Below are 24,403 nucleotides of genomic sequence, written 5' to 3'. Positions count from 1 at the left end.
TCCTAGCAGTATGAACGCACACAGGGGAGTACTGGTCTCACTAGATAGACAAATTAGCCAAAAGTCTGGGCTTGACGTTGCCAAGCAACTCAACCAAGCTAAGGCAATCAAACGACCGTATGAAAGTCGTGTAAAAGCCGTACGAGAAATGTGGCGGGTTCTCTTTTCAGAGCCAGCCCGAAAAGTGGAGAGAGCGCGGATGATCTATCAAGGCAACGCCATCACGGTGACACGTCGTGACACCCCGAGTGGCAATGACATCGCAATGCTCACTTTCGATCTGAAAGATGAGTCCGTCAACAAGCTTTCCAGCGCCGTAGTTGCGGAGCTGGGCGAGGCTGTAAAAGCTGTTCAAGCTGAAAATGGCTTAAAGGGTTTAGCCATTGCTAGCGGCAAAGATGTGTTTATTGTGGGCGCCGATATCACCGAGTTTCACAGCCTATTTGATAAAGGCGAAGAGTACCTGGTCGAGATGAATCTCAAGGTACACGATATTTTTAATGCTATTGAAGACCTGCCGTTTCCCACGGTAACCGCGATCAATGGTTTGGCGTTGGGTGGCGGTTGCGAAGTATTGCTGACCACCGATTTTCGCGTAATGGCTGAAAAAGCCAAGATCGGCCTGCCAGAAACCAAGCTTGGCATCTTGCCCGGCTGGGGCGGCTGCGTACGTCTGCCACGTATTATCGGCGCCGATAACGCCATTGAGTGGATTGCCGGTGGCACCGAAAACCGTGCTGATGCAGCGCTAAAAGTAGGCGCCGTCGATGCGGTGGTAACAGCCGAACAGTTGGAAGAGGCCGCGCTGGATATTCTTGACCGTGCCAACGCCGGTGAACTGGATTACCGGGCCCGTCGTGATGAAAAGACCAGCCCGCTGAAGCTCAACCCGATTGAGCAGATGATGGCATTTGAAACTGCCAAAGGCTTTGTTGCCGGTAAAGCTGGCCCGCATTATCCAGCGCCGGTAGAAGCGATCAAAGTGATTCAAAAAGGCGCTGGCGAAGAGCGCGGCCGTGCCCAGGCGATTGAGGCCAAAGCCTTCGCCAAGCTGGCGCTAAGCAGCGTGGCATTTAACTTGGTTGGCCTGTTCTTAAACGACCAGGTGGTCAAGAAAAAAGCCAGCAAGTATGAGAAACAGGCGCAGCCGGTGAAACAAACCGCCGTGTTGGGTGCGGGCATTATGGGCGGTGGTATCGCTTATCAGAGCGCCTCTAAAGGCACGCCGATCCTGATGAAAGATATCAAGGACGACGCCATCGAGCTGGGCCTAAAAGAAGCTCGTAAGCTTTTTGCCAAACAGGTCGAGCGCAAAAAGCTGACCACCGAGCAGATGGCAGAGAAGCTGACCAATATTCGTCCCACGCTCTCTTACGGTGATTTTGGCAACGTCGATCTCGTCGTCGAAGCGGTGGTTGAAAACCCCAAAGTCAAAGATGCCGTACTCACCGAAGTGGAAGGTATGGTGAGCGAAAACACCATTCTCACCTCTAACACTTCGACGATTTCCATCAACCGCTTGGCGCAAAACCTAAAGCGGCCTGAAAACTTCTGCGGTATGCACTTCTTTAACCCCGTGCACCGCATGCCGCTAGTAGAAGTCATTCGTGGCGAGAAAACCTCCGATGCCGCCGTTGCCGCTACTGTGGCCTACGCACGAGCAATGGGCAAAACGCCGATTGTGGTTAACGACTGCCCAGGCTTCTTGGTCAACCGGGTACTCTTCCCTTACTTTGGTGGCTTTAGCTTCTTGGTTGAGCAGGGCGCTGATTTCCAGCACGTTGATAAAGTCATGGAGAAGTTCGGCTGGCCCATGGGCCCGGCCTACTTGCTGGATGTGGTCGGCCTGGATACCGCTGTTCACGCCAATGAAGTAATGGCTGAAGGCTTCCCAGATCGCATGGCTCGCGACGGTAAAACCGCCATTCAGGTCATGTACGACAATGACCGTTTAGGCCAGAAGAACGACAAGGGCTTCTACGCCTACGAAGAAGACAAAAAGGGTAAGCCGAAAAAAGTCACCGACGAAGCGGCTTACGCTTTAGTCAAAGAAGTGGTTAAAGAGCAAAAAGAGTTTTCCGACGAGGACATCATTGCTCGCATGATGGTGCCGCTCTGCTTGGAAACCGTACGCTGCCTGGAAGACGGCATTGTGGCGACGCCAGCTGAAGCTGATATGGCACTCATTTACGGTATAGGCTTCCCGCCGTTCCGCGGCGGTGCATTACGCTACATCGATGCCATGGGCGTGGCGGCGTTTGTGAAGCTGGCTGAAGGGCTAGCCGAAGAGCTGGGCCCGCTTTACGCGCCTACCGACAAGCTGCGACAGATGGCTCAAAACAATGAGCATTTCTATTCTAACGCAGCGTCTGTTAACCAAGTTTAACCACCACGCATAGGAGATATAAGATGAGTTTGAATCCGAGAGATATTGTGGTGGTTGACGGTGTCCGTACCGCCATGGCTAAAGCCAAAAATGGTGCTTTTCGCAACGTGCGCGCTGAAAATCTTTCTGCTGCTGCCATGCAGGCACTATTTACCCGTAATCCTAATCTAGATCCTTCTGAAGTGGATGACGTGATCTGGGGCTGTGTGAACCAGACCCTCGAGCAGTCGATGAACATTGCTCGCAATGCGGCGATTATGACCGGCATTCCGCGCTCGGTGCCTGCACAAACCGTTAACCGTTTGTGTGGTTCTTCGATGACGGCGCTGCATATTGCCGCTGCCAATATCAAAGCGGGTATGGGCGACTTCTTCATCATCGGCGGCGTTGAGCACATGGAGCACGTACCCATGGCTCACGGCGTTGATGTTAACCCGGCTGCCAGCAAATACGCTGCCAAAGCGGCGATGATGATGGGTCTGACCGCCGAGCTGCTGGGTAAAATGCACGGCGTTTCCCGGGAAGAGCAGGATAAGTTCGGCGTGCGCTCCCACCAGCGCGCCCAGGCGGCGATGGAGAAGGGCTACTTCGATAACGAAATCATCGGCGTTGAAGGTCACGATCAACGCGGTTTTAGAGTGATGGTTCAGCGCGATGAAGTGATACGCGGAGACTCCACGCTGGAGTCTATGGCGAATCTGAAGCCGGTATTTGATCCGCGTAACGGTACCGTAACTGCGGGTACTTCTTCGGCGCTTTCCGTGGGTGCCTCGGCCATGGCCGTCATGAGCTACGAGCGCGCTCAAGCCCTGGGCTTAGAGCCCATCGCGCGAGTACTGTCGACCGGTGTGGCAGGCTGTGATGCGTCGATCATGGGTTATGGCCCGGTGCCCGCGTCGAAGAAAGCGCTGAAAATCGCTGGCCTTTCCGCGGCGGATATTCAAACCGTTGAGCTCAACGAAGCCTTCGCCGCTCAGGGTATTCCAGTGCTGAAAGATCTCGGCTTTCTTGATGCGATGGACGAGAAGGTTAACCTCAACGGTGGTGCAATTGCACTGGGCCACCCATTGGGCTGCTCAGGCTCGCGTATTTGCACCACGCTGTTGAACGTTATGCAGCAGCGCGATACCACGCTAGGCTTGGCGACCATGTGTATTGGCATGGGGCAGGGTGTTGCGACGGTGTTTGAGCGTCTGAAATAACCCCCTGTGGCTTCATCACTTTAAATCGGTATTAGAAAACGGCACCTTGCGAGGTGCCGTTTTTATTTACAAAGCTCTTATTCAATAAAGTGCTATTCGGCTTAGAAAAACGCTACTCGGATTGAAAAGCCGTGCGGTGGAAATCCGCGGCGGCTTGAACTTCCGCAATGCCGCAGGTATCGGGTTCAGGTACGGCATTGCCAGCCAGTACTGCGAGCACCGCTCGGGTGCCGTTGGCCAGTGACTCCAAGTTGTAACCGCCCTCTAATACGAAGACCAAACGTCCATCGCAGTGCTGTTCAGCGAGCTGTTGCATGAAGCCGGTCAGGGCGCCAAACCCTTCATAGGAAACGTTTAAGGCTAAATCGTGCCAGTGAGGGTCAAAGCCCGCTGATACCAAAATAATGTCGGGCTTAAACCACGCTGCGGCTGGGGCGAGAATATCGCGAAACGCTTTGAGGTAGGCCTCATCGCCAGCGCCAGCCGGTAACGGAACATTAATGGTGGTGCCTTCAGCTAAACCGGCGCCCACCTCTTCCAGATGGCCAGAACCGGGATAGAAGGGAGCTGCGCGGTGAATATCGAAAAACATCACGTCGGGTTCTGCCCAGAAAATATCCTGAGTGCCGTTGCCGTGATGGGCATCCCAATCAACAATCAGCACTCTTTCACAGCCCAGCGCGCTGCGCGCATGAGCCGCTGCGACCGCCACATTGTTGAATAAACAAAAGCCGCGGGCGCGGACGGGCTCTGCGTGGTGCCCAGGCGGGCGTACAAGGGCAAAGGCGCTTTTAGCGCGCTTATCAATCACCGCTTCTACTGCGGCAATGGCCGTTCCAGCGGCGACTTCGGCGGCATCTACGCTACCCGGTGAGACTGCCGTGGTATCCACATCCAGCCAGGCATTTTTCCCGCGTAGGCTAAAAATATCGCTTAGATAGGAAGTGGTATGCACTCTGGCGAGTTGTTCATGAGTGGCTGCTTTGCCACCTTCAATGTGCAGGCCCGCAATGGGCGCTTTCTCAAGCAGATGCTGAATGGCTTTCAAGCGGCCTGGATGTTCAGGGTACTTCCATGGCACCGGGAGCCCCGCAAGTAGGTGACGAATGCGCTTGTCGATCCGTTGAGGTAGAAAGTCGGCGTCAATGTTGGGCTCGTGAGCGAGCACTCGATCATCATAGAAAGCAATGACTTTATGCATAATGGCTACCTAATGTACGTGCGCTAAGTTACAGCAGTAAATTCAAGCAAGTTAATGCTGTCCTTCAGTCGCACAATTGGCACGAAATGCTTATCTATATTAAGGCAGGCTAGCCGGGGTTATACAATATCACTCTCAAGCGGTGTCGCCCTCAGACAATGCCACTCTCAACACTAAACGCTAGCGTCATGCTGAGTTCTTCTACCTGATCTGTAAATAAAGGCTGCCATTCGCCACGCAAAATGAGCGGTGGCTGTACCCAGCGCCAGCGTAATCCAGTGACAATGCTTTCCACTGCGCGCTGGGTGCCAGTGCCATCGTGCCCTGCGCGAATATAGAGCGCGCAGGGCAATCCCTGTTTTTTTTCAATGACAGGATAGTAGCTGCGATCAAAAAAGTCCTTGAGCGCGCCGCTCATATAACCGAGGTTTTCCGTGGTGCCGAGCAGAATCGCATCGCAGGCAAGCGCATCTTCGGGGCCAGCTTCCAAGGGCGCTTTTACCACGCAGTGCACCTGCTCAAGATCAGGATGACTAGCACCTTGAAATGCTGCATCACGCAATAAGCGGGTATTCGCCGATGGGGCATGGGCAATAATTAATAGCTGTTTTTTGAACTCAGATTTCATAGCCATACCCTAAGTAGGCAGTAAATATCTAAAAGTTTGCGACCAGTGCTGGAAATGCCACACTGCTTCAGTGACTTTAATTAGAGAGCCTATATGCCTAATAAGCCCCCTATCAATGTCTTTTACGATGCGCAGTGCCCGCTGTGCCGTAAAGAACGCCGTCGCTATGAGCGCTGGTCGGGGCGGCATGCTGCTGATATAGGCTGGCTTGATGTAAGTGAACATGAGCAGACCCTGCGGCAAAAGGGCGTTGACCCCACTACGGCGCTGCGCTCTTTGCATATAGAAACGGCACCAGGACAATTGGTAGAGGGTATCGATGCTTACCGTTTACTAATGAAGCGTATTCCCTTACTGGTGCCGGTCGCCTGGGTGATTGGTCTACCGGGAATTAAACCAGGATTGCGGACGCTTTATGATGCCTGGGTTAAGCGGCGCCTGAAGAAACAAGGCCGATGGAGTTGTTAGGGTTTGTACGAAAAACGCATCAGATAAACCAAGGAGATAAAGCATGGCATTTGCACTTTCATCAATGAAGGTTACCAGCTCGGCGTTTGCTGACCATCAAGCGATCCCTTCAAAACATACAGGGGAAGGTGAAGATGTGTCGCCGGCACTTGCTTGGCAAGATGCTCCTGAGGGAACCCAGGGGTTTGCGGTAATCTGTCACGACCCTGATGCGCCTTTGGTCAAAGACGGCAGCTATGGCTTTGTCCACTGGGTGCTCTATAACTTGCCTGGCGATACCCAGGAATTAGCAGAAAAGACCGCCGTGGGTACGGTAGGTATGAATGATGCAGGCAATAGTGGCTACGGCGGTCCGATGCCGCCAGAAGGGCACGGCAAGCATCTTTACTATTTCTGGGTACTGGCGCTGGATCATCAAACCTCGCTGCCAGAAGGTCTTACGCTGGCTGAGCTGCTCAAAGAAGTAGAGCCGCACCTGCTAGGGATGAACCGTTTGGTGGGTACTTACCAGCGCGATTGATCTAGCCTCTGGCTGGACATTTTGCGTAACCCGTGTAGTCTCCATCGCTTTCTAACTGTGGTGATGGAGCCGTCTGATGAGTGATCTGCCTAACTGTCCTGCCTGTGCCTCTGAGTTTAGCTACGACGATGGACTTCAATATGTCTGCCCAGAGTGCGGTCATGAGTGGTCAAAAGTGGCAGAAGAAGAGGGCGCTGATGACGCTTCAGGCGTGCGCGATGCAAACGGCAATACGCTGGCCGACGGCGATAGCGTCACGGTGATCAAGGACTTGAAGGTTAAGGGCAGTTCACTGGTAGTTAAAGTGGGCACCAAAGTGAAAAGCATCCGCTTGGTAGAGGGTGATCACGATATCGACTGTAAAATTGACGGTATCGGCCCGATGAAGCTTAAATCAGAATTTGTTAAGAAAGCCTAGCGTTAAAGTAGATAGCCAAAAAAAATAGCCCCCTGACGATAGTCAGGGGGCTATTTGCTTAACTAGTAACTCATTTATTAAGCAGTGGTATTGATCTGAGTGCCAACACTTCCGCTGGTTGCCAGCTGTGGATCTAGTGCGACACTATCCATCAATGAAGAGATTTGTGCTGCCTGCCCATCTAACGCCTCTTTAAAAACGCTGAACTGAGCCTCTTGGATGACTTGCGCCTGCTGCATCGCCATTGATGCACTGACCATGTTATTTACCGCTGCATCCATATTGTCACCTCGAATAACTGAATAGCTTTAGCCATCCGCAGCGATGGCATCTAATTTGCCTGAAACTACCAGAACCTGCTGACTGGTGCAAAGCCAACGGCGAAACCGTCTGTAGCATTAATGACAATAGCTTTTTTAAATGATAATGATTGTTGTTTTTGATGGCATCAGCGCCGAACGTGCCGATATTTTGCGTAAATTGCTATCCATTTTGCTCAGGGGCTTCACATCAAATTTATACAGGACTAAAATGGTACTCAATTGACGTGGCGACCATTTGATTCGCTGCGTACTAATGACATAAAGGGAGTCGACATGCTTAAGCTTTCTCGGCTGACAGACTATGCCGCGGTGGTCATGGCGCAAATTGCTCGTCATCCCCAGGCGTCGCATGCAGCGACAGAGTTAGCAGAGGCCGTGCAGTTGCCCCATCCGACGGTGAGTAAGACGCTCAAAATGCTGGTGCGGGCAGGACTGCTGGTTTCCCAGCGTGGCGCCCAAGGCGGTTACCGCCTGGCCCGGCCCGCATCGCAGATTACCGCCGCCGATATTATTGCGGCGATTGAGGGCCCCGTCGCCATGACCGAGTGTAGCCAAGCAGAAGGCGATTGTGAGCTTGTGGCTACCTGCGGTGTGGCAGACAACTGGCAGCGGGTCTCCTTGGCTATGCGTACGCTGCTTGAAAGCGTGACGTTGGCGCACCTGGCTGATACAGCGCCAATTAAGCTGCCGGTGCAACTGCCTATTCAAACGATCAGCCTGTCGGCGGCGTCGGCCTAACGGCGGCGCGAGTACAGCAGGCCTAACTTATTATTTAAAGGCGATGACCTCGCCACCCAACTGCCCGGAGGGTATCACCATGGCAAGCGAAGAAATGGAACAGTTGGTTCGTCGCGAATACAAAGATGGCTTTGTAACCGATATTGAGAGCGACACCCTGCCACCTGGCCTGGATGAAAACACCATCGCCTTTATTTCCAAAAAGAAGGGCGAGCCGGAGTGGATGCTGGAGTGGCGTCTGGATGCCTACCGCCAGTGGTTGAAGATGAAAGCCCCTTCCTGGGCGCATCTGGACTATCCGCCGATTGATTACCAATCGATCTCCTATTTCAGCGCGCCGAAGCGCCCGGAAGACCGACCGCAAAGCCTGGATGAAGTAGATCCCAAGCTGCTGGAAACCTATGAGAAGCTGGGTATCCCGCTGCACGAACGTGCTGCGCTAGCAGGCGTTGCCGTTGATGCGGTGTTTGACTCCGTTTCGGTCGCCACTACCTTCAAAAAGCAGCTGGGCGAAGCAGGGGTTATCTTCTGCTCTATCTCTGAAGCTATCCGCGACTACCCAGAGCTGATCAAACAGTATCTGGGCACGGTGGTTCCCGTGGCGGACAACTACTTTGCCGCGCTGAACTCAGCGGTATTTACCGATGGCTCCTTCGTTTTCGTACCTGAAGGCGTCACCTGCCCGATGGAGCTGTCTACTTACTTCCGTATTAACGCGGCCAACACCGGCCAGTTTGAGCGCACGCTGATTATTTGCGAAAGCCGTGCTCAGGTCTCTTACCTGGAAGGCTGTACCGCGCCGATGCGCGACGAGAACCAGCTCCACGCCGCAGTGGTCGAGCTTGTCGCTCTGGATGACGCCTATATCAAATACTCCACCGTGCAGAACTGGTACCCCGGTGACGAGAACGGTGTTGGCGGCATCTATAACTTCGTGACCAAGCGCGGCGACTGCCGTGGCGACCGTTCACGGATTAGCTGGACCCAGGTGGAAACTGGCTCGGCGATTACCTGGAAATATCCTTCCTGCGTACTGCGCGGCAAAGACAGTATTGGTGAGTTCTACTCTGTCGCCGTGACTAACGGACGCCAGCAGGCCGATACCGGCACCAAGATGATTCACATTGGTGAAGGCACGCGTTCGTATATTGTCGCCAAGGGCATCTCGGCGGGCAGGAGTGATCAGTCCTATCGCGGCCTGGTGAAAATCGGCCCGCGGGCCAAAGGGGCGCGTAACTTTACCCAGTGCGACTCCCTGCTGATTGGCGATAAGTGCGGTGCACACACCTTCCCTTATCAGGAAATTGGCAACAGCACGGCGACCATTGAGCACGAAGCGACCACCTCGAAAATCGGTGAAGACCAGCTGTTCTACTGTCAGAGCCGCGGTATCTCGGAAGAGGACGCCGTCAGCATGATTGTGAATGGTTTCTGTAAGGACGTCTTCCAAGAGCTGCCCATGGAGTTCGCTGTTGAAGCCGAAGCGTTGCTCAACGTGACCCTGGAAGGCGCGGTAGGTTAATCGTTAGCCGTTTAGACTACTTAATTATATCAGTGTCGCCGTAGCGACTCGTCAGAATTAGAAGGTAATCAATATGTTGCAAGTGAATGACTTACACGTCTCCGTCGAAGGTAATGAAATCCTCAAAGGCCTGACCCTGACTATCAAGGCGGGTGAAGTGCACGCCATTATGGGGCCGAACGGCGCGGGTAAATCGACGCTATCCGCGGTCATCGCCGGTAAAGATGGCTACGAAGTCACACAAGGCACGATTACCTTTGAAGGCAAAGACGTGCTTGAGATGGAAATTGAAGAGCGCGCCCAAGCCGGTTTGCTGCTGGGTTTCCAGTACCCGGTCGAGATTCCAGGGGTTAAGAATATCTACCTGCTGAAGTCGGCGCTCAACGCCCAGCGCGTAGCCCGCGGCGAAGGCGAAATGCCCGCACCGGAGTTTATGAAGCTGGTGAAAGAGAAGCTGGGCTATATGAAAATGGACGCCAGCTTCCTACAGCGCGCCGTTAACGAAGGCTTCTCCGGCGGTGAGAAAAAGCGCAACGAGATTCTGCAAATGCTGGTGCTTCAGCCCAAGCTCGCCATGCTGGATGAGATCGATTCGGGGCTGGATATCGACGCCATGAAAATCGTCGCTGATGGTGTGAACAGCCTTCGCGCTGAAGACCGCGCCATTCTGCTGGTCACCCACTACCAGCGTCTGCTGGATTACATCGTGCCGGATAAGGTTCACGTGCTGGTCGATGGCCGCATCGTCAAAACTGGCGACGCCGAGCTTGCCAAGCAGTTGGAAGCCAATGGGTACGAAGGTATCGAGGAGTCTGTGGCATGAGCGATACGCAAACCTTTTTAGACACGCTGAAGGCGCGCAGCTCGAACTATACGGCGGAACCCACCTGGATTGCCGCGCGTCGTCAGGCAGGTGCCGCGCGTTTTGAGGCGCTGGGTTTTCCCACGCGTCGCGATGAAGAGTGGAAGTACACCGACGTGCGCTCGATTGCCCAGGGCAACTTTGCGCTAGCCGACAACGCCGAATTCTCCCAGGCCAGTGCCGCGGCGCTAACGCTGCCCATCGATGCTTACCGCTTAACCTTTGTGGATGGCGTTTTCTCATCGGCGCTTTCGGATCTAGACTCACTGCCGTCAAGCGTTCAGGTATTACCGCTTTCCAAGGCGCTAGCAGAGAACCACGAAGCAGTTGGTGGTCCGCTTGGGCGCTTAACAGGGGTGGATTTCTCGCCCTTCGCTGCGCTTAACACGGCGTTTATGGAAGAAGGCGCAGTGGTTCGCATCGCACCGGGAACAGTGGTTGAGAAACCCATCCTGCTGCAGTTTTTGTCCCGTGCCGGTCAGCCGGTAATGTGTCATCCGCGGGTGCTAGTGGAAGCGGGAGGCCGCAGTGAGGCCACGCTGATCGAGCATTACACCGGCGAAAGCGAAGCAGCTAACTTCACCAACGTGGTGGGCGAGCTGATGCTCGACCGTGGTGCGATCTTGGCCCACTACAAGCTGCAAGAAGCGCCGCTGGGTGATATGCATGTAGCGAGCATTCACGTAGAGCAGGGCCGCGATACGCGCTATACCTCCTACAACCTAAGCCTGGGCGGTGCACTGGTGCGCAACGACTTGATCAGCGACTTGAATGGTCAAGGCGCTGAAACCAACTTCCTGGGGCTGTTCTTTGGTCAGGGTCGCCAGCATGTCGATAACCACACCAAGGTAAACCACAATGCGCCGCTGACGTTCTCCAACGAGAACTACAAGGGCATTCTGGATGACCGCGCCCACGGGGTGTTTAACGGCAAGGTCTACGTCAAGCGCGATAGCCAGAAGATTGAAGGTTTTCAGAGTAACCAAAACCTACTGCTATCGGATCGCGCCCACATCGATGCCAAGCCCGAGCTTGAGATCTACGCCGATGACGTTAAGTGCTCACACGGTACGACGACTGGCCAGCTTGACGAAGAGGCGATCTATGCACTGCGTACCCGCGGTATCGATGAAGCCACTGCTCGCGGTCTGCTAACGCTCGCTTTCGCTGGTGAAGTATTGGACAAAGTCACCCTGGATGAGATTGCCGAGCGCGTTGAATTAGCGGTTGCCGGCAAGCTGCCCGAGCGCTTCAATCTTGCCGGGCTTGTCGAAGCGGCGGTTTCACTTAACGACTAGCGCCACTACCCAATCAGGAGCGTCTGATGTCACATTCCGTTATTGAGCCAACGCCCAGCCTTGAGCAAGCGAGCCCCGCGCAAGCGACCTTTGATGTTATGCGCCTGCGCCAGGACTTTCCGGTGCTGGCCCGTGAGGTGCACGGCAAACCGCTGATCTATTTAGATAATGCGGCCACCTGCCAGACGCCTCAGCAGGTGATTGACGTATTTAGCGATTACTACTCGCGCTATAACGCCAATATTCACCGCGGGCTGCATACCCTCTCTGATGAGGCGACGGCGGCGTTTGAAGGCACGCGTCAAAAGGTTAAGGCTTTCCTTAATGCGGAAGATGCGCGTCAGATCATCTTTACCCGCGGTACCACAGAAGCGATAAATCTGGTCGTTCATAGCTGGGGGCGCGCAAATCTTGCTCCCGGCGATGAAGTGCTGATTTCGATGCTGGAGCACCACTCCAATATTGTGCCCTGGCAGCTGTTGGCCGCCGAGCTTGGCTTTACCATCAAGGTGATTCCCGTTGAGGCCAGCGGTGCGCTTGATATGGGCGCTTACCGGGGGCTGCTGAGTGAACGCACTAAGCTGGTAGCGGTCAATCATGTCTCCAATGCCCTGGGTACCATTAACCCAGTGCAAGAGATGGCAACGCTTGCCCATCAGCATGGCGCCTTGATCTTAGTTGATGGTGCGCAGGCCGCGCCTCACCAAGTGGTCGATGTCCAGGCAATCGACGCCGACTTCTATGCCTTCTCGGGGCATAAAGTGTATGGGCCAACAGGCGTGGGCGTACTCTACGGCAAACAGGCGCTGCTGGAAGCAATGCCGCCCTGGCAGGGCGGCGGGGAGATGATCAGCACGGTCTCCTTTGATGCGGGTACCACCTTTGCCGCTATTCCGCATAAGTTTGAAGCGGGTACGCCCGCTATTGCCGAGGTGATCGCGCTGGGCCGAGCACTTGAGTGGATGGAGAGCATCGGTATAGACGCCATCGGTGCCTGGGAAGGCCAACTTCTGGATCACGCTACCCAGGCGGTCGGTCAAATCGATGGGCTGCGTATTTTAGGCACGGCGCCGAACAAAGCGGCCGTTCTTTCCTTTGTTGTGGATGGGGCGCATTCGCAAGATATTGGCCTGCTGATCGATCAGCTCGGCGTTGCTATTCGTACCGGCCACCACTGCGCGCAGCCCTTGTTGCATCATTTTGGGGTCGACGCGACGTGCCGTGCTTCATTTGCTGCGTATAATACGCTCGAAGAAGTGGATCGCTTTATCGAAGCACTCCAGCGTGTCATTGGTATGGTGCGTTAAGGTCGGTTCTTTAAGAATCGTCATTTAAGGACAGTTATGGATCTTGAGCAAGTTGCCAGTCTCGAACGCGGTCAACAGTTGCCGCTCCAGCGCGATGTGGAGGCTATTGCCATTCCGTTTGGTAGTACGGAAACACTGGCCGAAGATAGCGTTGTTAGCGTCATGCAAGCGAAGGGCAGTACGGTAAGTGTCGGGTTTGAGGGGCGACTCTACCTAGTTGAGGGGAGTAACCTGGATGCACTGGGGCTTGAGCCGCTACCGCGTCCCACGCTGCCGGAGACGGCTACCGAGGAAGAGATAGAGCAGTTCGTGTGGGACCAGCTGCGCACCTGCTTTGACCCGGAAATACCGGTCAATATCGTTGACTTAGGTCTTGTCTACGGCTGCCGCATCGAGCGCCTTATCAGCGGCGAGCGTATGGTAACGATCCGAATGACGCTGACCGCCCCTGGGTGTGGGATGGGCGATGTGATCGCGGCGGATGCGCGCAATAAGATCCTCGGTGCGCCGCAGATCAGCAAGGTTCACACCGAAATAGTCTTCAGTCCGCCCTGGAGCCGTGACATGATGAGTGACGAGGCCAAGCTTGAACTCGGCATGTTCTAATCCCGGCTGGGGAGCTGGATGCATAAAGTGTTACTGACGTGGTCGAAGCGTTTTTTAATGTCGCTAGGAGCATTGTTGCTGCTGGCGACATTGCTGTTTATAGGTGGCAATTTTTGGGTGCTCGCGACGACCGCTGCTTATATTGAACGTCAGCCGCAGCAGTGTCGTCCAGCAGAGGTAGGGATCGTCTTTGGGACCTCTCATTGGACGCGAAGCGGGGTGCGAAATCCGCACTTCCATGCGCGCATGCGTACCGCTGCTACCTTAATTGAGCAGTCCCAGGTCGAGCATCTTTTGCTCTCTGGGGATAATCGTACCCAGGCGTATAACGAGCCACGGGCAATGTGGCGCGAGCTTTATCGCCGCGGCGTCGCATCTGATCAGTTAACCATGGATTTTGCTGGCTTTAGCACCTACGACACGCTAGCGCGTGCCCGGGACGTCTTTCAGCTTGATAAAGCACTGCTAGTCACCCAGAGCTGGCATCTCCCCCGCGCGGTATATATTGGGCGCGCGCTAGGCATTGATGTCACTGGCTGTGTGGCAGATGATCCTAACGTAACGGTAGGATGGCGTTTAAAGCTGCGCGAGTGGGCAGCGCGGGTGGCCACCCTGGGCGATCTCTACGTGTGGAAGAGAGAGCCCTATTTCCTGGGTACGCCCGAACCCATAGAGATACCGAGACGCGCCCCTATCGACCTTATTCTGCCGTCATTGAACGATCGTTTTACCAATCCCTAGCGGTGGGTTTTACGCTTTTGCAGCGCATATAGCTCACGGATTAGTTTGCGGCACCCCTGCATGCACTCTTCTACCACCGGTTCGATCGGGTCGGGTAACGGGTGTGTATACAGTGAGGAGAGCGCTTGCATTAATACACGCTCTTGCTCCAATAGCTCATTGATCAATACTTGGCTATCGTTGCCGACAAAGCTTTTTAGCCGACTCCACAGCCATAAAAAATCATCGCGCTCAACGTCCGCATCCCGGGGCAGCATTTTCAAATGCGCACGGGCAAGTTCCTGCAACTGACCCATCTGCTTGAGCCGCGCAGCGTAATGCGGCTGTAAAGCCTCACGCAGCGAGGGGCGCAGGCGTTCAATATTGTCTTGGAAATAATCAATGCTATCGGCCAGCGCTTCCAATACGCTGTCCATCGCCACTTGGCGATTATCGAGAAACATGAGCGTCTACCTCCTTCGGTGACGCAGATTGTGGAGGTGGCAGTGACGATTTGCCACCCCCGAATCAGATTATTTTAAAATATTGCCTTAGCCTTTAGGCTTGGGCGGTGCTTTACGGGCTGGCGTGGCATTTCTTTCAATGTGTTCAATGATCATTCCCGCAATATCCTTGCCGGTGGCGTTCTCAATGCCCTGCAAGCCAGGCGAAGAGTTAACCTCCATAATCACCGGGCCGTGATTCGAGCGCAGCAAGTCGACACCGGCAACGCGCAGGCCCATGGCCTTGGCAGCACGAATCGCCGTTGAACGCTCTTCAGGGGTGATCCGGATCACGCTGGCGGAGCCACCGCGGTGTAGATTCGAGCGGAACTCACCATCCGCCGCCTGACGCTTCATTGAGGCGACGACCTTATCGCCGATCACCAAGCAGCGAATATCGGCGCCACGCGCCTCTTTGATGTACTCCTGCACCATTATATTGGCTTTCATCCCCATGAACGCTTGAATCACAGATTCTGCCGCTTGATTAGTTTCCGCCAACACCACGCCAATCCCCTGGGTACCTTCCAGCAGCTTGATGACCAGTGGTGCACCTTTAACCATGGTGATCAGATCGGGAATATCGTCCGGAGAGTGGGCGAAGCCGGTAATCGGCAGACCCAGCCCTTTGCGTGACAACAGCTGCAGTGAGCGCAATTTATCCCGCGAACGGGTAATCGAGACGTTATCGTTGATAACGTAGGTGCCCATCATCTCAAACTGACGTAACAGCGCGCAGCCGTAAAAGGTGACTGATGCACCAATGCGTGGGATAACCGCATCAAAGTGCTCAATCTCTTGGCCTTTATAGTGGATCGAAGGGTGGTGCGAGGTAATGCTCATATAGCAGCGCAGCGTGTCCACCACGCGCGCGGTATGCCCACGCTGCTCCGCGGCTTCAACCAAGCGGCGGGTAGAGTACAAATTGCGATTGCGTGACAGCAGAGCGATATGCATTTAAGGGACTCCGAGCCTTGGTTAAGGCGACTAATAAGGGGTTAAGGCTCACCGTGCAAGAATGCAGCGCCGGGTGCAACCATGAGGCGACGCATGGCGCGGCGTCCTAGTAGCATCGGGTGACGCATATCGCTGCGATCAGTAAGGGTGAGTTCAACAGGAAAATTCAAATCGCCCATCTGCATAGGGGTGCGAATTACATAACGCCACTCGCTATGACCGTTGGAGCTCGTGATACGGCGCCGATCATGCAAGTGCAAACTGTAACGGTGGGCCGGCGTTGTAGGACCACCACTGTGGGTAATAAAACTGACCCAAAGTTGACCATGTTCATCTTCATGTGTCTCTATCTCTTCTGCATGCAGAGCAGAAGTGCGCGCGCCCGTGTCTGCTTTACAGCATAGGTGAAGCCCTAGTTCAGGTAACGTCACCATCTCGCGGCGGCCAATGACCGCTTTGGCCTGATAGGGTAATTCCTTCACGGCTCACTCCTTGCAATTAAAAGTGACAACATCGGATCAAGCGTTGCTCTGTGACATCATCAGGGACAACCGGCGTTGAATAGGGGAGCCAGCAGGCGCATCCCGCAGTGCCATCATGACCGGTAAACGTAGCCTGGGTATTAACGCAATATCACGAACTACAGCGGCAAAATCGCTACGCTCATTTTCCGCTAAGCGCTGCAGAAAAAGCGGCAGGCGCTGAGCATCTTCAAGATAGCCCCAGCCGCGCCCTGCTATTGCCGCCAGAACGTCCGGTCCACAAGCCGCTGTGTCATTGAGTAAGGCCGTGTACCAATTGCCTACCGCTGAAGCATCCGTATTACCCACTGCACGCAGACAGGCACACAGTGTTTCAATGTCGCCCGCTTGGGCGGCGGCTTCGCCGCGATGCTGCAGTGCGTCGACTAACGCTTGTGGTAATGGCTGGTGCTCTAAACAGTAGCACAAGGAGTGAATTACGGCGGTAGGCAGTTCAGGTAGCCGCTGCGCTAGCGATTCAGCGTCAAGTGTTTCCATCCTAACGACGTAATCGGCAATCCCTTGTAATCCCAACGCCTGCCAATCAATCGCTTGCTGGCCACTCAAGTAGGCGTCAACCGGCTCAAAATGCTGGCTGGCAGGCAGCCCACTCGCATGGGTGGCGCGGGCATTGAGCATGGCTTGGAAGGTAACGCTAGGTGTGAAGGCGAGGGGATTATCCTTCATTAAGTGATCCACGTCCGCTGTTTCTTCACGACCCACGTTAGAAACCGCGCGCCCCAGTGTTTCCAACAAACGATTTAAAAATGCATCGCGCTGGGCGGGGGCAATTATTCCTTGCTCATCCAATGGTAAGGCTAAAAACCAAATAGCCGGTTCGGGCATATCGCCAAGCCGAAACACCATGGCCAAGCGCGCTTGGCCTTGCCATGGTTCTGGCCAGGCCATTTCGCCACGTTCAAAGGCAGCAAGTGACTCTCGCGGGCAGGGGACGACATGGCGCCCCATATGGTAAAGGGAAACCTCGCCACCGCTGCGGGTAAAAAACTCATCTAGGGTCTGAATCGGTTGCATGACATCCTTCCGCGTTGCAAGCCTGCACTCTACCTTGCTGATGTGACACTGTCAGCCGCCGTGGCTGATAAAACATGGTGTTAATGACAGTGCCTTAAGATCTTAGTATTAATGACAACGCGGTTAAAAATTAATCAACTGTGTGAAAGCCCCATGAGAGCAAGCGTTGCGACACCTTTCCATAGTTTATCCACAGGCTCGTGCAGGTTTTCTGTGGGTCTATGGATAACTCCCTGCAAACGTTGATAATTGGCAAGGAGCCCACAGAGTGAGGATAATGGCAGGATGCCACATGTTTTTCATTTTCCGAGGTAGTGACAAACGACTTTATGAGTACTTATCAACCGCTGCAGACAGCGCTTTTGGAGCTAGAAGCGTCGATGAAAGCCGCCGATTTATGGCGTATGCCGACACCCGATGCAGAGGCATTCGCCAGCCAGCAGCCATTTTGCATCGACACGATGTCGCTGCCTCAATGGATACGCTTTGTGTTTATTGCCCGTTTGAATGCTTTGATTGATGCCCATGCTGCCATGCCCGCAAAGTGCGATGTGGCGCCCGCCGTGGCGGCCTATTTGCAGCAGGAAAAAACACCTGCCCACCACCAACTGCTTATTGTTAGAGCGGTAGAGAAGGTCGACCAGATCGTCACTGAAAGCACTTAAAGTGACACGCCTTTAAATGCACAAAGCCTGCCGTGAGGCAGGCTTTGTGGATAACATCCGTCTTAGCGGTTTTGCAGGCGCTTTAGAAGCGGTAACTGAGGCCTGCCATGACGACGAGAGGGTCGATTTCCACGGTACCTGCTGCCGCACCGTTAACGCTCGCATCGGTATCGATGTCGATGTACCAAGCGGCGGCGTTAAGCGCCCAGTGGTCATCAACCAGTAGATCGACACCTACTTGACCTGCCGCGCCCCAGGAGTCATCCAGCTCTAAATCACCAATCGTCAGCTCTTCATCGGAGAAAAAGGTGTAGTTAATACCGGCGCCGACATAGGGCTGTACGCGTGACTGAGTGCCGCCTAGCGGGTAGTACTGCAGTGTTAGCGTAGGTGGTAAGTGCTTGGTCGAAGCAATATTAGCCCCGTTCAAATGGATATCGTGCTCAAACGGCAGCGCGGCCAGGAGCTCAACGCCGACTTTATCGTGGAAGCGGTAGCCCAAGGTGAACGCGAAATTAGTTTCATCCTGTACATCCACGGATAGCGCGCCGTTGGCCAGTGAGCCGTTGTCGCTGGTGGGGGCAACTTTGGCAACGCCCACGCGGGTGAAAAAGTCCCCAGCGCCGTAGGCGAGCGCCTGGCTGCTGATCATCATTGCCGCTGCGGCAACAGTGGTTACGAGTAGGGTAGGCATGACGGCTTTACGCATGGGTTCACTCCTGGTGTTAAAACAGTTCGTTTCGAACGACGAGTTGCAAAGCTGGGCGGCCATTCGATAGCCGCTTAACGATGAAACAAGTGTAACGAGGCCCAGGGAGTGGATTATTGATCCAGGGCAAGAGTTATTAGAGAAGGGGTATTAGAGGTAGGCGGTGCGCCTAGGACAGAGCGTTCCAGGGCTAACGTTCCAGGGCTGAAGTGTACAAGCCCTAAAATGGAAAAGGGCCTCCCGTGAAAAGCTGCCTGACATGGCAGCTGACACGGTAAGGCCTAATATCAACTTCTTGATGAGGTCGCGAAATAGAGCGCCTGTATGCTGGCTAACCTATTCAGCAGTTGCCAGCAGGCTGGCGTTGCCACCCGCCGCGGTCGTATCGATGCACAGATGGCGTTCCACCACGTAGCGATCCGGCGAGATGGTTTGGGTCTCGAGCGGTACGATAGCGCCGTCGCGCTTGGCGAGCGCAATCCGCAGTTCACGGGTCCAGTCGCTGCTGCCAGCGGCGGCAACTGCCGCAATGCCTTTGACCTCGCTCACTGTCTCGGTCGAGACGCCGCCATCAAGCCCGATCACCGGCGCTCCGGCATCGACCAACGGCTTCACGGCTTGTTCAGCACCTGGCGCGACCACGACGGCCGCACAGCCCGTACCCAGGGCCTGCGCTGCTTGAGCAATGGCGATATCCAGGCTTGGTCCAAGGCACAGCACCGCTCCCTTCGGATACATCGCCAAACGATTGCTTTCTCCCGTCGGCCCCGGCAGCGTCTGCGGCGTCATGTCGAGGGCTGCCGTCTCATTGAGCGCCTTGCGGATTACGCCGCCTTTGCCGGAGAGCGCCTTGCGCAGTACTTCGATGCGATTGGGTCGTACCGCCCAGTTACGCGCATCCAGGCCGTTGAAGGCCGATTGGAGATCGTCGAGTGATACGGCTTTACTCTCCGGCACCTCGTGGCGCTCGGCGGCGGCGGTGCGACGGAAACGCGAGACATAGAGCGGGCCGCCAGCCTTGGGTCCGGTGCCTGAGAGGCCCTCACCGCCAAATGGCTGAGAGCCAACGATAGCGCCGATCTGGTTGCGGTTGACGTAGACGTTGCCGACATGGATGCGCTCGACGATCTGCTGTACGCGGTCATCGATGCGGGTATGCAGGCCGAAGGTTAGCCCGTAGCCCTTGCCATTGATGTCGTCGACGACCTTGTCGATATCCCGCGCCTTGAAGGTGGCCACGTGTAGCACCGGACCAAAGATTTCACGTTCGAGATCTTCAATGCCCCCAACCTCGATCACTGCCGGGGTGACAAAGGTGCCGATTTCCGGCGTAGACAGCTTCTTCAGCACTTTGCCAGCTTTCTCATTCGACGCCACGTAGTCGCTGATTTCCTGTTGCGCGTCGGCGTCGATCACTGGTGAGACGTCGGTATCAGTATTCCAGGGGTCGCCAATGGTGAGCGCGTCCATGGCGCCGTAGAGCATGTTGAGCAGCCGGTCGCGGGCCTCTTCCTGGACATACAGCATGCGCAGCGCCGAACAGCGCTGGCCAGCCGACTGGAAGGAGGAAATCAGGATGTCGCGCACCGCCTGCTCGGTCAGCGCGGTGGAGTCCACGATCATGGAGTTCAGCCCGCCGGTCTCGGCGATCAGTATGGCATCAGGACCTGCGTTGTCCGCCAGGGCCTTGTGGATGATCTGTGCCACCGGGGTCGAGCCGGTGAAGCAGACACCCGCGATACGTGGATCGCTGGTCAGCGGGCCACCCACCGTTGGGCCATCGCCGGGCAGTAATTGCAGTGCAGCTTCCGGCAGACCCGCCTCACGCATCAGCTCGACGGCGCGGGCGGCGATTAGGGGCGTCTGCTCGGCGGGCTTGGCGATGACCGCGTTACCAGCCACCAAGGCTGCCGCAATTTGGCCGGTAGTAATGGCCAGAGGGAAGTTCCACGGGCTAATGCAGACAAAGATGCCGCGGGCATTGCCGGGCTCTTCCGCTTCCAGCCGCTCGCCTTCGTTGGCGTAGTAGCGGAGAAAATCCACTGCCTCACGCACTTCGGCGATGCCGTCGAACATCATCTTGCCGGCTTCGCGGGTAGTGATCACTGTCAGCTCGGCGATGTGCTCTTCGTAGAGATCGGCGGTGCGGCGTAGCACTGCGGCGCGTTCGGCCGCAGGGCGCGCCGACCATTCGCGGAAGCCTTCCTCGGCAGCGTCGAGGGCGGCCGTTACCTCAGCAGGGGTGGCTTCGTGTACCTTGCCGATCACCCGCGAGCTGTCAGCGGGGGAGACGGCATCGCGAGCTGGCCCCTGGGGTGCGGGATTGCCCACCAGCATCGGGCCTGCCGTCCAGGTGGCGTCGGCAAACGCTTCGCGGGCGTTGAGCAGCGGCAGGATCGAGGCGGGTTCGTTGATGCGGTAACCCTTGGAGTTCTTGCGCTCGGGCTCGAACAGCTTGCCGGGCTGGCGGATCAATGGGCTTGAGACGTCGCTGCCGAGCTGCTGGAAGCCTTCGATAGGATCTTTTGAGACCTCGCTCGCTGGAATCGAACTGTCCACCACCTGGTTGACGAACGAGGAGTTTGCGCCGTTCTCAAGCAGTCGGCGAACCAGATAGGCCAGCAGGTCGCGGTGCGCACCGACAGGGGCGTAGATGCGACAGTGCGTGCCCTCTGACTCCTTGACGATGTGGTGCAGCGATTCGCCCATGCCATGCAGGCGCTGGAACTCGTAGCTGTCTTTATCGTCGCCCGCCATTTCTACAACGGCGGCGCAGGTATGGGCGTTATGGGTCGCGAACTGCGGATAGATGCGGTCACGTCGGTCGAGCAGCATTTGCGCGCAGGCCATGTAGCTGACATCGGTGTTGACCTTGCGAGTGAAGACCGGGAAGGTTTTGACGCCCATCTCCTGGGAGAGCTTGATCTCGGTATCCCAGTAGGCGCCCTTAACCAGCCGCACCATTATCTTGCGGTCAAACCGCTCGGCGAGTTCGTAGAGTGTCTCGATCATCGGCGCGGCGCGGCGCCCGTAGGCTTGCACGACGACCCCGAAGCCGTCCCATCCGTCCAGACTGGGGTCGGCCATTAGCGCCTCGATCACATCGAGGGAGAGATCCAACCGATCCTGCTCTTCGGCGTCGATATTGAAACCGATATTGGCCTTGGCCGCCTGCTGCACCAACTCTTTGGCGCGTGGCAATAGCTCTGCCATCACCGTGTCGCGGTGGGTGTATTCATAGCGCGGATGCAGCGCCGAGAGCTTTACCGAAATGCCGGGGCTACCGCGCACGTCGCCCTTGGCCTGCTCGGCGATGGCGGAAATCGCCTTGGCATAAGCCTCATGGTAGCGTACGGCATCTTCGTCGGTACGCGCCGCTTCGCCCAGCATGTCGTAGGAGTAGGTGTAGCCCTGTTTCTCTAGCTCGCGGGCATTCTTCATGCCTTCTTCGATGGTCTGGCCGAGCACGAACTGGCGGCCGAGAATCTTCATCGATTGGCCAACCGCTTTGCGTACCACCGGCTCGCCCATGCGGCGTACCAGACCGCGAAGCGCTCGCGTTGGGCCCTTGGGGTCTTCTTCCAGCACCTTGCCGGTCAGCAGCAGTGCCCAGGTCGAGGCATTGACCATCGATGAAGATGATTTGCCCAGGTGCGCACCCCAGTCGGATGGCTCGATCTTATCGTGGATCAGGTCGTCGATGGTTTCCGCATCGGGAACGCGCAGTAGCGCTTCTGCCAGGCACATCAAGCCGACGCCCTCGGTAGTCGACAGCCCGTACTCGGCCAGGAACGCCTCCATCATCGAGGGAGACCTTTCCTTACGTACTCGCTCCACGTAGTTGGCGCCGACAGAGGCGACCTTCTTACGGTCGTCTTCCGAAAGCTTGATGCGCTCGATAAGCCCGTGCAGAACATCTGCCTCGTGGGCGTCGTAGTGGGTGCGAATGCGTGAGCGTAGTTCACTTACGTCACTATGCATATGAAGTTTGCCTTCGTTCATACTGGTCTCTCCTTGCTACACGAAAGGGCTCCCTTGGGAGCCCTTCGTTACTTTGAGTGCGTCCTGCGTGCTGTTACTAGCGAGTGATATGCTGATATTCACCCGAATCGGTAGTTGCACTGCTCACCACCATGATGGCAATGAAGGACGCGATGAAGCCAGGAATAATCTCGTACACACCGGGACCACCCATGAACTCACCGTTCCAGCCCATTGAGATCCAGATCATGACGGTGGCAGCACCGACCACCATGCCCGCGATGGCACCATTTCCGTTCGTACGTGGCCACATCAGCGAAAGAATAATCAACGGGCCAAATGCCGCGCCGAAGCCTGCCCAGGCGTTACTGACCAGACCCAGCACCTGAGAGTTTTCGTCAGACGCAATAAAAGCAGCCACAACGCCCACCAGAACCACACAGACACGGCCTACGGCCACACACTCTTGCTCGCTGGCGTTCTTGTGCAGGAACAGGCGATAGAAGTCTTCCGTCAGTGATGATGACGACACCAACAACTGACTAGAAATAGTACTCATGATGGCCGCAAGCAGCGCCGCATAGAGGAAGCCGGTGATCAGCGGATGGAACAGCAAGTTCGCTAGGATAATAAAGATCGTTTCTGGATCCTGGACATCCAAGCCATTACGGATGGCATAGGCACGGCCAAATATACCCAGAGAAACGGCACCAATCAGGGAGATAAGCATCCAGCCCATGCCAATGTTACGGGCAACAGGAACGTCTTTCTGTGACCGGATAGCCATAAAGCGCACGATGATGTGCGGCTGTCCGAAATAGCCCAGCCCCCAGGTAACCGCCGACAGCCAGCCAATAAAGGTGAGTCCTGACGTCCAGGATAGCAGGGTGGGATCGACTTCATTCAGGGTCTGTGACGCCTGTGAGTAACCGCCGCCACCTTCACCAAAGAGTACCACCGCTGGCATGATCACCAACGCTAGCATCATGATGCAGCCTTGTACGAAATCCGTCATGCTCACGGCCAGGAAGCCGCCGACAACGGTGTAAATCAGCACCACGCCTAGCGTAATAACCACACCCATGGCGTAGTTGCTCATATCACCAAAGTTGTAGACGCCTGTGAACGCGCTTTCAAACAGCTTGCCACCTGCCACTAGGCCGGATGCGGTATAGACCGCAAAAAAGATAACGATAACGATGGCAGACACCGTGCGCAGGGACATCGCGCGCGTTGGGAACCGATTCGCTAGAAAAGCGGGAATAGTAATCGCATTGCCGTAGTGAATCGTTTGTTCACGCAGGCGTGGGGCGACCAAAATCCAGTTGAAGAGTGCACCCACGAGCAGGCCGATACCAATCCAGGCCGAACCCAGACCCGATACGAACATTGCCCCAGGCAGACCCAGTAGCAACCAGCCGCTCATATCCGAAGCACCGGCCGAAAGGGCCGCTACTTGCGGACTGAGGGTCCGGCCACCCAGCATGTAATCTTCAGAAGAAGACGTAGACTTGCGCATGGCATAAATGCCGATGGCGATCATGAGCGCAAAGTAGCCAAATAAACTAATCCATACACCAGTAGCCATGAAATATCTCCAATTCGTCAGGACGGAGCTAGCTCCGACAGGTTAGTGCGCTTACCGAGAAGAATCCGGTAGCGGCACAGCCTTGTTTTTGTTAACTCATATTCACGTTACTGGCCCCAGCGAGCCCGCCAAGGAGGTAGTCAGAAAGGTTATTTGTACGTTTGTACGCATTGATCCCTATATTATTGTCGACCATAGGATGGTTTCCTGTTTATGAGTTCAGGTTAGTGATGTTGATGAGCAGC

At 55.5% G+C, this 24,403-nt stretch carries 23 protein-coding genes; 13 read left to right on the top strand and 10 right to left on the bottom strand.

Annotated features, from left to right (window positions below; translation table 11 throughout):
* Nucleotides 1–199 precede the first annotated feature (199 nt).
* Together fadB and fadA are read left to right on the top strand one after the other, a co-directional pair.
* Complete coding sequence (gene fadB, locus QEN58_RS11805) at nucleotides 200–2,386, top strand: fatty acid oxidation complex subunit alpha FadB (protein ID WP_280103852.1); 2,187 nt, start codon at nucleotides 200–202, stop codon at nucleotides 2,384–2,386.
* A 23-nt stretch (nucleotides 2,387–2,409) separates the two neighbouring features.
* Nucleotides 2,410–3,588 (top strand): acetyl-CoA C-acyltransferase FadA, encoded by a 1,179-nt coding sequence (gene fadA, locus QEN58_RS11800; RefSeq protein WP_040480633.1) that lies wholly within the window; start codon nucleotides 2,410–2,412, stop codon nucleotides 3,586–3,588.
* Between the two features lie 112 nt (nucleotides 3,589–3,700).
* On the opposite strand, the gene QEN58_RS11795 is transcribed toward fadA, so the two are convergent.
* The gene (locus tag QEN58_RS11795) at nucleotides 3,701–4,789 is read right to left on the bottom strand and encodes a histone deacetylase family protein (RefSeq protein ID WP_280103851.1); all 1,089 of its coding nucleotides are present in this window, start codon (nucleotides 4,787–4,789) and stop codon (nucleotides 3,701–3,703) included.
* Nucleotides 4,790–4,940: 151 nt separating this feature from the next.
* A complete protein-coding gene (locus QEN58_RS11790) occupies nucleotides 4,941–5,417 on the bottom strand; it encodes a flavodoxin family protein (RefSeq protein WP_280103850.1) in 477 nt (158 codons plus the stop codon).
* A gap of 93 nt (nucleotides 5,418–5,510) precedes the next feature.
* Between QEN58_RS11790 and QEN58_RS11785 the strand changes: the two genes are divergently transcribed.
* From QEN58_RS11785 to QEN58_RS11775, 3 genes are all read left to right on the top strand, one after another.
* Nucleotides 5,511–5,885 carry a thiol-disulfide oxidoreductase DCC family protein gene (locus tag QEN58_RS11785; RefSeq protein WP_280103849.1) on the top strand — a complete coding sequence of 125 codons (375 nt, stop codon included), beginning with the start codon at nucleotides 5,511–5,513 and terminating at the stop codon, nucleotides 5,883–5,885.
* 43 nt (nucleotides 5,886–5,928) lie between these two features.
* Nucleotides 5,929–6,405 carry a YbhB/YbcL family Raf kinase inhibitor-like protein gene (locus tag QEN58_RS11780; protein ID WP_280103848.1) on the top strand — a complete coding sequence of 159 codons (477 nt, stop codon included), beginning with the start codon at nucleotides 5,929–5,931 and terminating at the stop codon, nucleotides 6,403–6,405.
* A 76-nt stretch (nucleotides 6,406–6,481) separates the two neighbouring features.
* Nucleotides 6,482–6,823, top strand: coding sequence for a zinc ribbon domain-containing protein YjdM (locus QEN58_RS11775; RefSeq protein ID WP_280103847.1), 342 nt, complete (start codon nucleotides 6,482–6,484; stop codon nucleotides 6,821–6,823).
* Between the two features lie 77 nt (nucleotides 6,824–6,900).
* Here QEN58_RS11775 and QEN58_RS11770 read toward each other — a convergent pair whose 3' ends face one another.
* Nucleotides 6,901–7,104: a putative motility protein gene (locus QEN58_RS11770; RefSeq protein WP_280103846.1), complete on the bottom strand. Its 204-nt coding sequence runs from the start codon at nucleotides 7,102–7,104 to the stop codon at nucleotides 6,901–6,903.
* Nucleotides 7,105–7,419: 315 nt separating this feature from the next.
* Here QEN58_RS11770 and QEN58_RS11765 point away from each other — a divergent pair, with 315 nt between their 5' ends.
* The 7 genes from QEN58_RS11765 (at nucleotide 7,420) to QEN58_RS11735 (ending at nucleotide 14,220) form a co-directional block, all read left to right on the top strand.
* On the top strand, nucleotides 7,420–7,884 hold the full coding sequence (locus tag QEN58_RS11765) for an SUF system Fe-S cluster assembly regulator (RefSeq protein ID WP_035580287.1): 465 nt from the start codon (nucleotides 7,420–7,422) through the stop codon (nucleotides 7,882–7,884).
* Between the two features lie 79 nt (nucleotides 7,885–7,963).
* Nucleotides 7,964–9,406 (top strand): Fe-S cluster assembly protein SufB, encoded by a 1,443-nt coding sequence (gene sufB / locus QEN58_RS11760; RefSeq protein WP_035580285.1) that lies wholly within the window; start codon nucleotides 7,964–7,966, stop codon nucleotides 9,404–9,406.
* Between the two features lie 73 nt (nucleotides 9,407–9,479).
* The gene (gene sufC / locus QEN58_RS11755) at nucleotides 9,480–10,229 is read left to right on the top strand and encodes a Fe-S cluster assembly ATPase SufC (RefSeq protein WP_035580283.1); all 750 of its coding nucleotides are present in this window, start codon (nucleotides 9,480–9,482) and stop codon (nucleotides 10,227–10,229) included.
* Nucleotides 10,226–11,566, top strand: a complete 1,341-nt coding sequence (sufD, locus tag QEN58_RS11750) for a Fe-S cluster assembly protein SufD (RefSeq protein ID WP_280103845.1) — start codon at nucleotides 10,226–10,228, stop codon at nucleotides 11,564–11,566. Before sufC ends, sufD begins: the two co-directional genes overlap by 4 nt.
* Before the next feature lie 26 nt (nucleotides 11,567–11,592).
* Nucleotides 11,593–12,873 (top strand): aminotransferase class V-fold PLP-dependent enzyme, encoded by a 1,281-nt coding sequence (locus tag QEN58_RS11745; RefSeq protein ID WP_280103844.1) that lies wholly within the window; start codon nucleotides 11,593–11,595, stop codon nucleotides 12,871–12,873.
* A 36-nt stretch (nucleotides 12,874–12,909) separates the two neighbouring features.
* A complete protein-coding gene (gene sufT, locus QEN58_RS11740; RefSeq protein ID WP_280103843.1) occupies nucleotides 12,910–13,479 on the top strand; it encodes a putative Fe-S cluster assembly protein SufT in 570 nt (189 codons plus the stop codon).
* Nucleotides 13,480–13,497: 18 nt separating this feature from the next.
* On the top strand, nucleotides 13,498–14,220 hold the full coding sequence (locus QEN58_RS11735; protein ID WP_280103842.1) for a SanA/YdcF family protein: 723 nt from the start codon (nucleotides 13,498–13,500) through the stop codon (nucleotides 14,218–14,220).
* Here the strand turns inward: QEN58_RS11735 and QEN58_RS11730 are convergent.
* The 4 genes from QEN58_RS11730 to QEN58_RS11715 all read right to left on the bottom strand — a co-directional run bounded on the left by QEN58_RS11730 (nucleotide 14,217) and on the right by QEN58_RS11715 (nucleotide 17,215).
* Complete coding sequence (locus QEN58_RS11730; RefSeq protein WP_280103841.1) at nucleotides 14,217–14,663, bottom strand: hypothetical protein; 447 nt, start codon at nucleotides 14,661–14,663, stop codon at nucleotides 14,217–14,219. The genes QEN58_RS11735 and QEN58_RS11730 overlap by 4 nt on opposite strands.
* A gap of 87 nt (nucleotides 14,664–14,750) precedes the next feature.
* On the bottom strand, nucleotides 14,751–15,659 hold the full coding sequence (gene rimK / locus QEN58_RS11725; RefSeq protein WP_280103840.1) for a 30S ribosomal protein S6--L-glutamate ligase: 909 nt from the start codon (nucleotides 15,657–15,659) through the stop codon (nucleotides 14,751–14,753).
* A gap of 41 nt (nucleotides 15,660–15,700) precedes the next feature.
* Nucleotides 15,701–16,141, bottom strand: coding sequence for an ATP-dependent zinc protease family protein (locus QEN58_RS11720; protein WP_280103839.1), 441 nt, complete (start codon nucleotides 16,139–16,141; stop codon nucleotides 15,701–15,703).
* A 36-nt stretch (nucleotides 16,142–16,177) separates the two neighbouring features.
* Entirely contained in the window at nucleotides 16,178–17,215 is a 1,038-nt protein-coding gene (locus QEN58_RS11715; RefSeq protein WP_280103838.1) for a DUF3549 family protein, read from the bottom strand.
* Nucleotides 17,216–17,544: 329 nt separating this feature from the next.
* Here QEN58_RS11715 and QEN58_RS11710 point away from each other — a divergent pair, with 329 nt between their 5' ends.
* Entirely contained in the window at nucleotides 17,545–17,880 is a 336-nt protein-coding gene (locus QEN58_RS11710) for a YqcC family protein (RefSeq protein ID WP_280103837.1), read from the top strand.
* Between the two features lie 82 nt (nucleotides 17,881–17,962).
* Here QEN58_RS11710 and QEN58_RS11705 read toward each other — a convergent pair whose 3' ends face one another.
* The 3 genes from QEN58_RS11705 to putP all read right to left on the bottom strand — a co-directional run bounded on the left by QEN58_RS11705 (nucleotide 17,963) and on the right by putP (nucleotide 24,158).
* Nucleotides 17,963–18,589, bottom strand: a complete 627-nt coding sequence (locus QEN58_RS11705) for an OmpW/AlkL family protein (RefSeq protein ID WP_280103836.1) — start codon at nucleotides 18,587–18,589, stop codon at nucleotides 17,963–17,965.
* A 336-nt stretch (nucleotides 18,590–18,925) separates the two neighbouring features.
* On the bottom strand, nucleotides 18,926–22,591 hold the full coding sequence (gene putA / locus QEN58_RS11700) for a bifunctional proline dehydrogenase/L-glutamate gamma-semialdehyde dehydrogenase PutA (protein ID WP_280103835.1): 3,666 nt from the start codon (nucleotides 22,589–22,591) through the stop codon (nucleotides 18,926–18,928).
* 76 nt (nucleotides 22,592–22,667) lie between these two features.
* The gene (putP, locus tag QEN58_RS11695; protein ID WP_280103834.1) at nucleotides 22,668–24,158 is read right to left on the bottom strand and encodes a sodium/proline symporter PutP; all 1,491 of its coding nucleotides are present in this window, start codon (nucleotides 24,156–24,158) and stop codon (nucleotides 22,668–22,670) included.
* Between the last annotated feature and the right edge of the window lie 245 nt (nucleotides 24,159–24,403).

Source organism: Halomonas alkaliantarctica (assembly GCF_029854215.1).
In the GTDB taxonomy this organism is placed as follows: Bacteria; Pseudomonadota; Gammaproteobacteria; order Pseudomonadales; family Halomonadaceae; genus Vreelandella; species Vreelandella alkaliantarctica_A.
The sequence above is the reverse complement of the archived record's forward strand: the minus strand, read 5'-3'. Positions and strand labels throughout refer to the sequence as shown.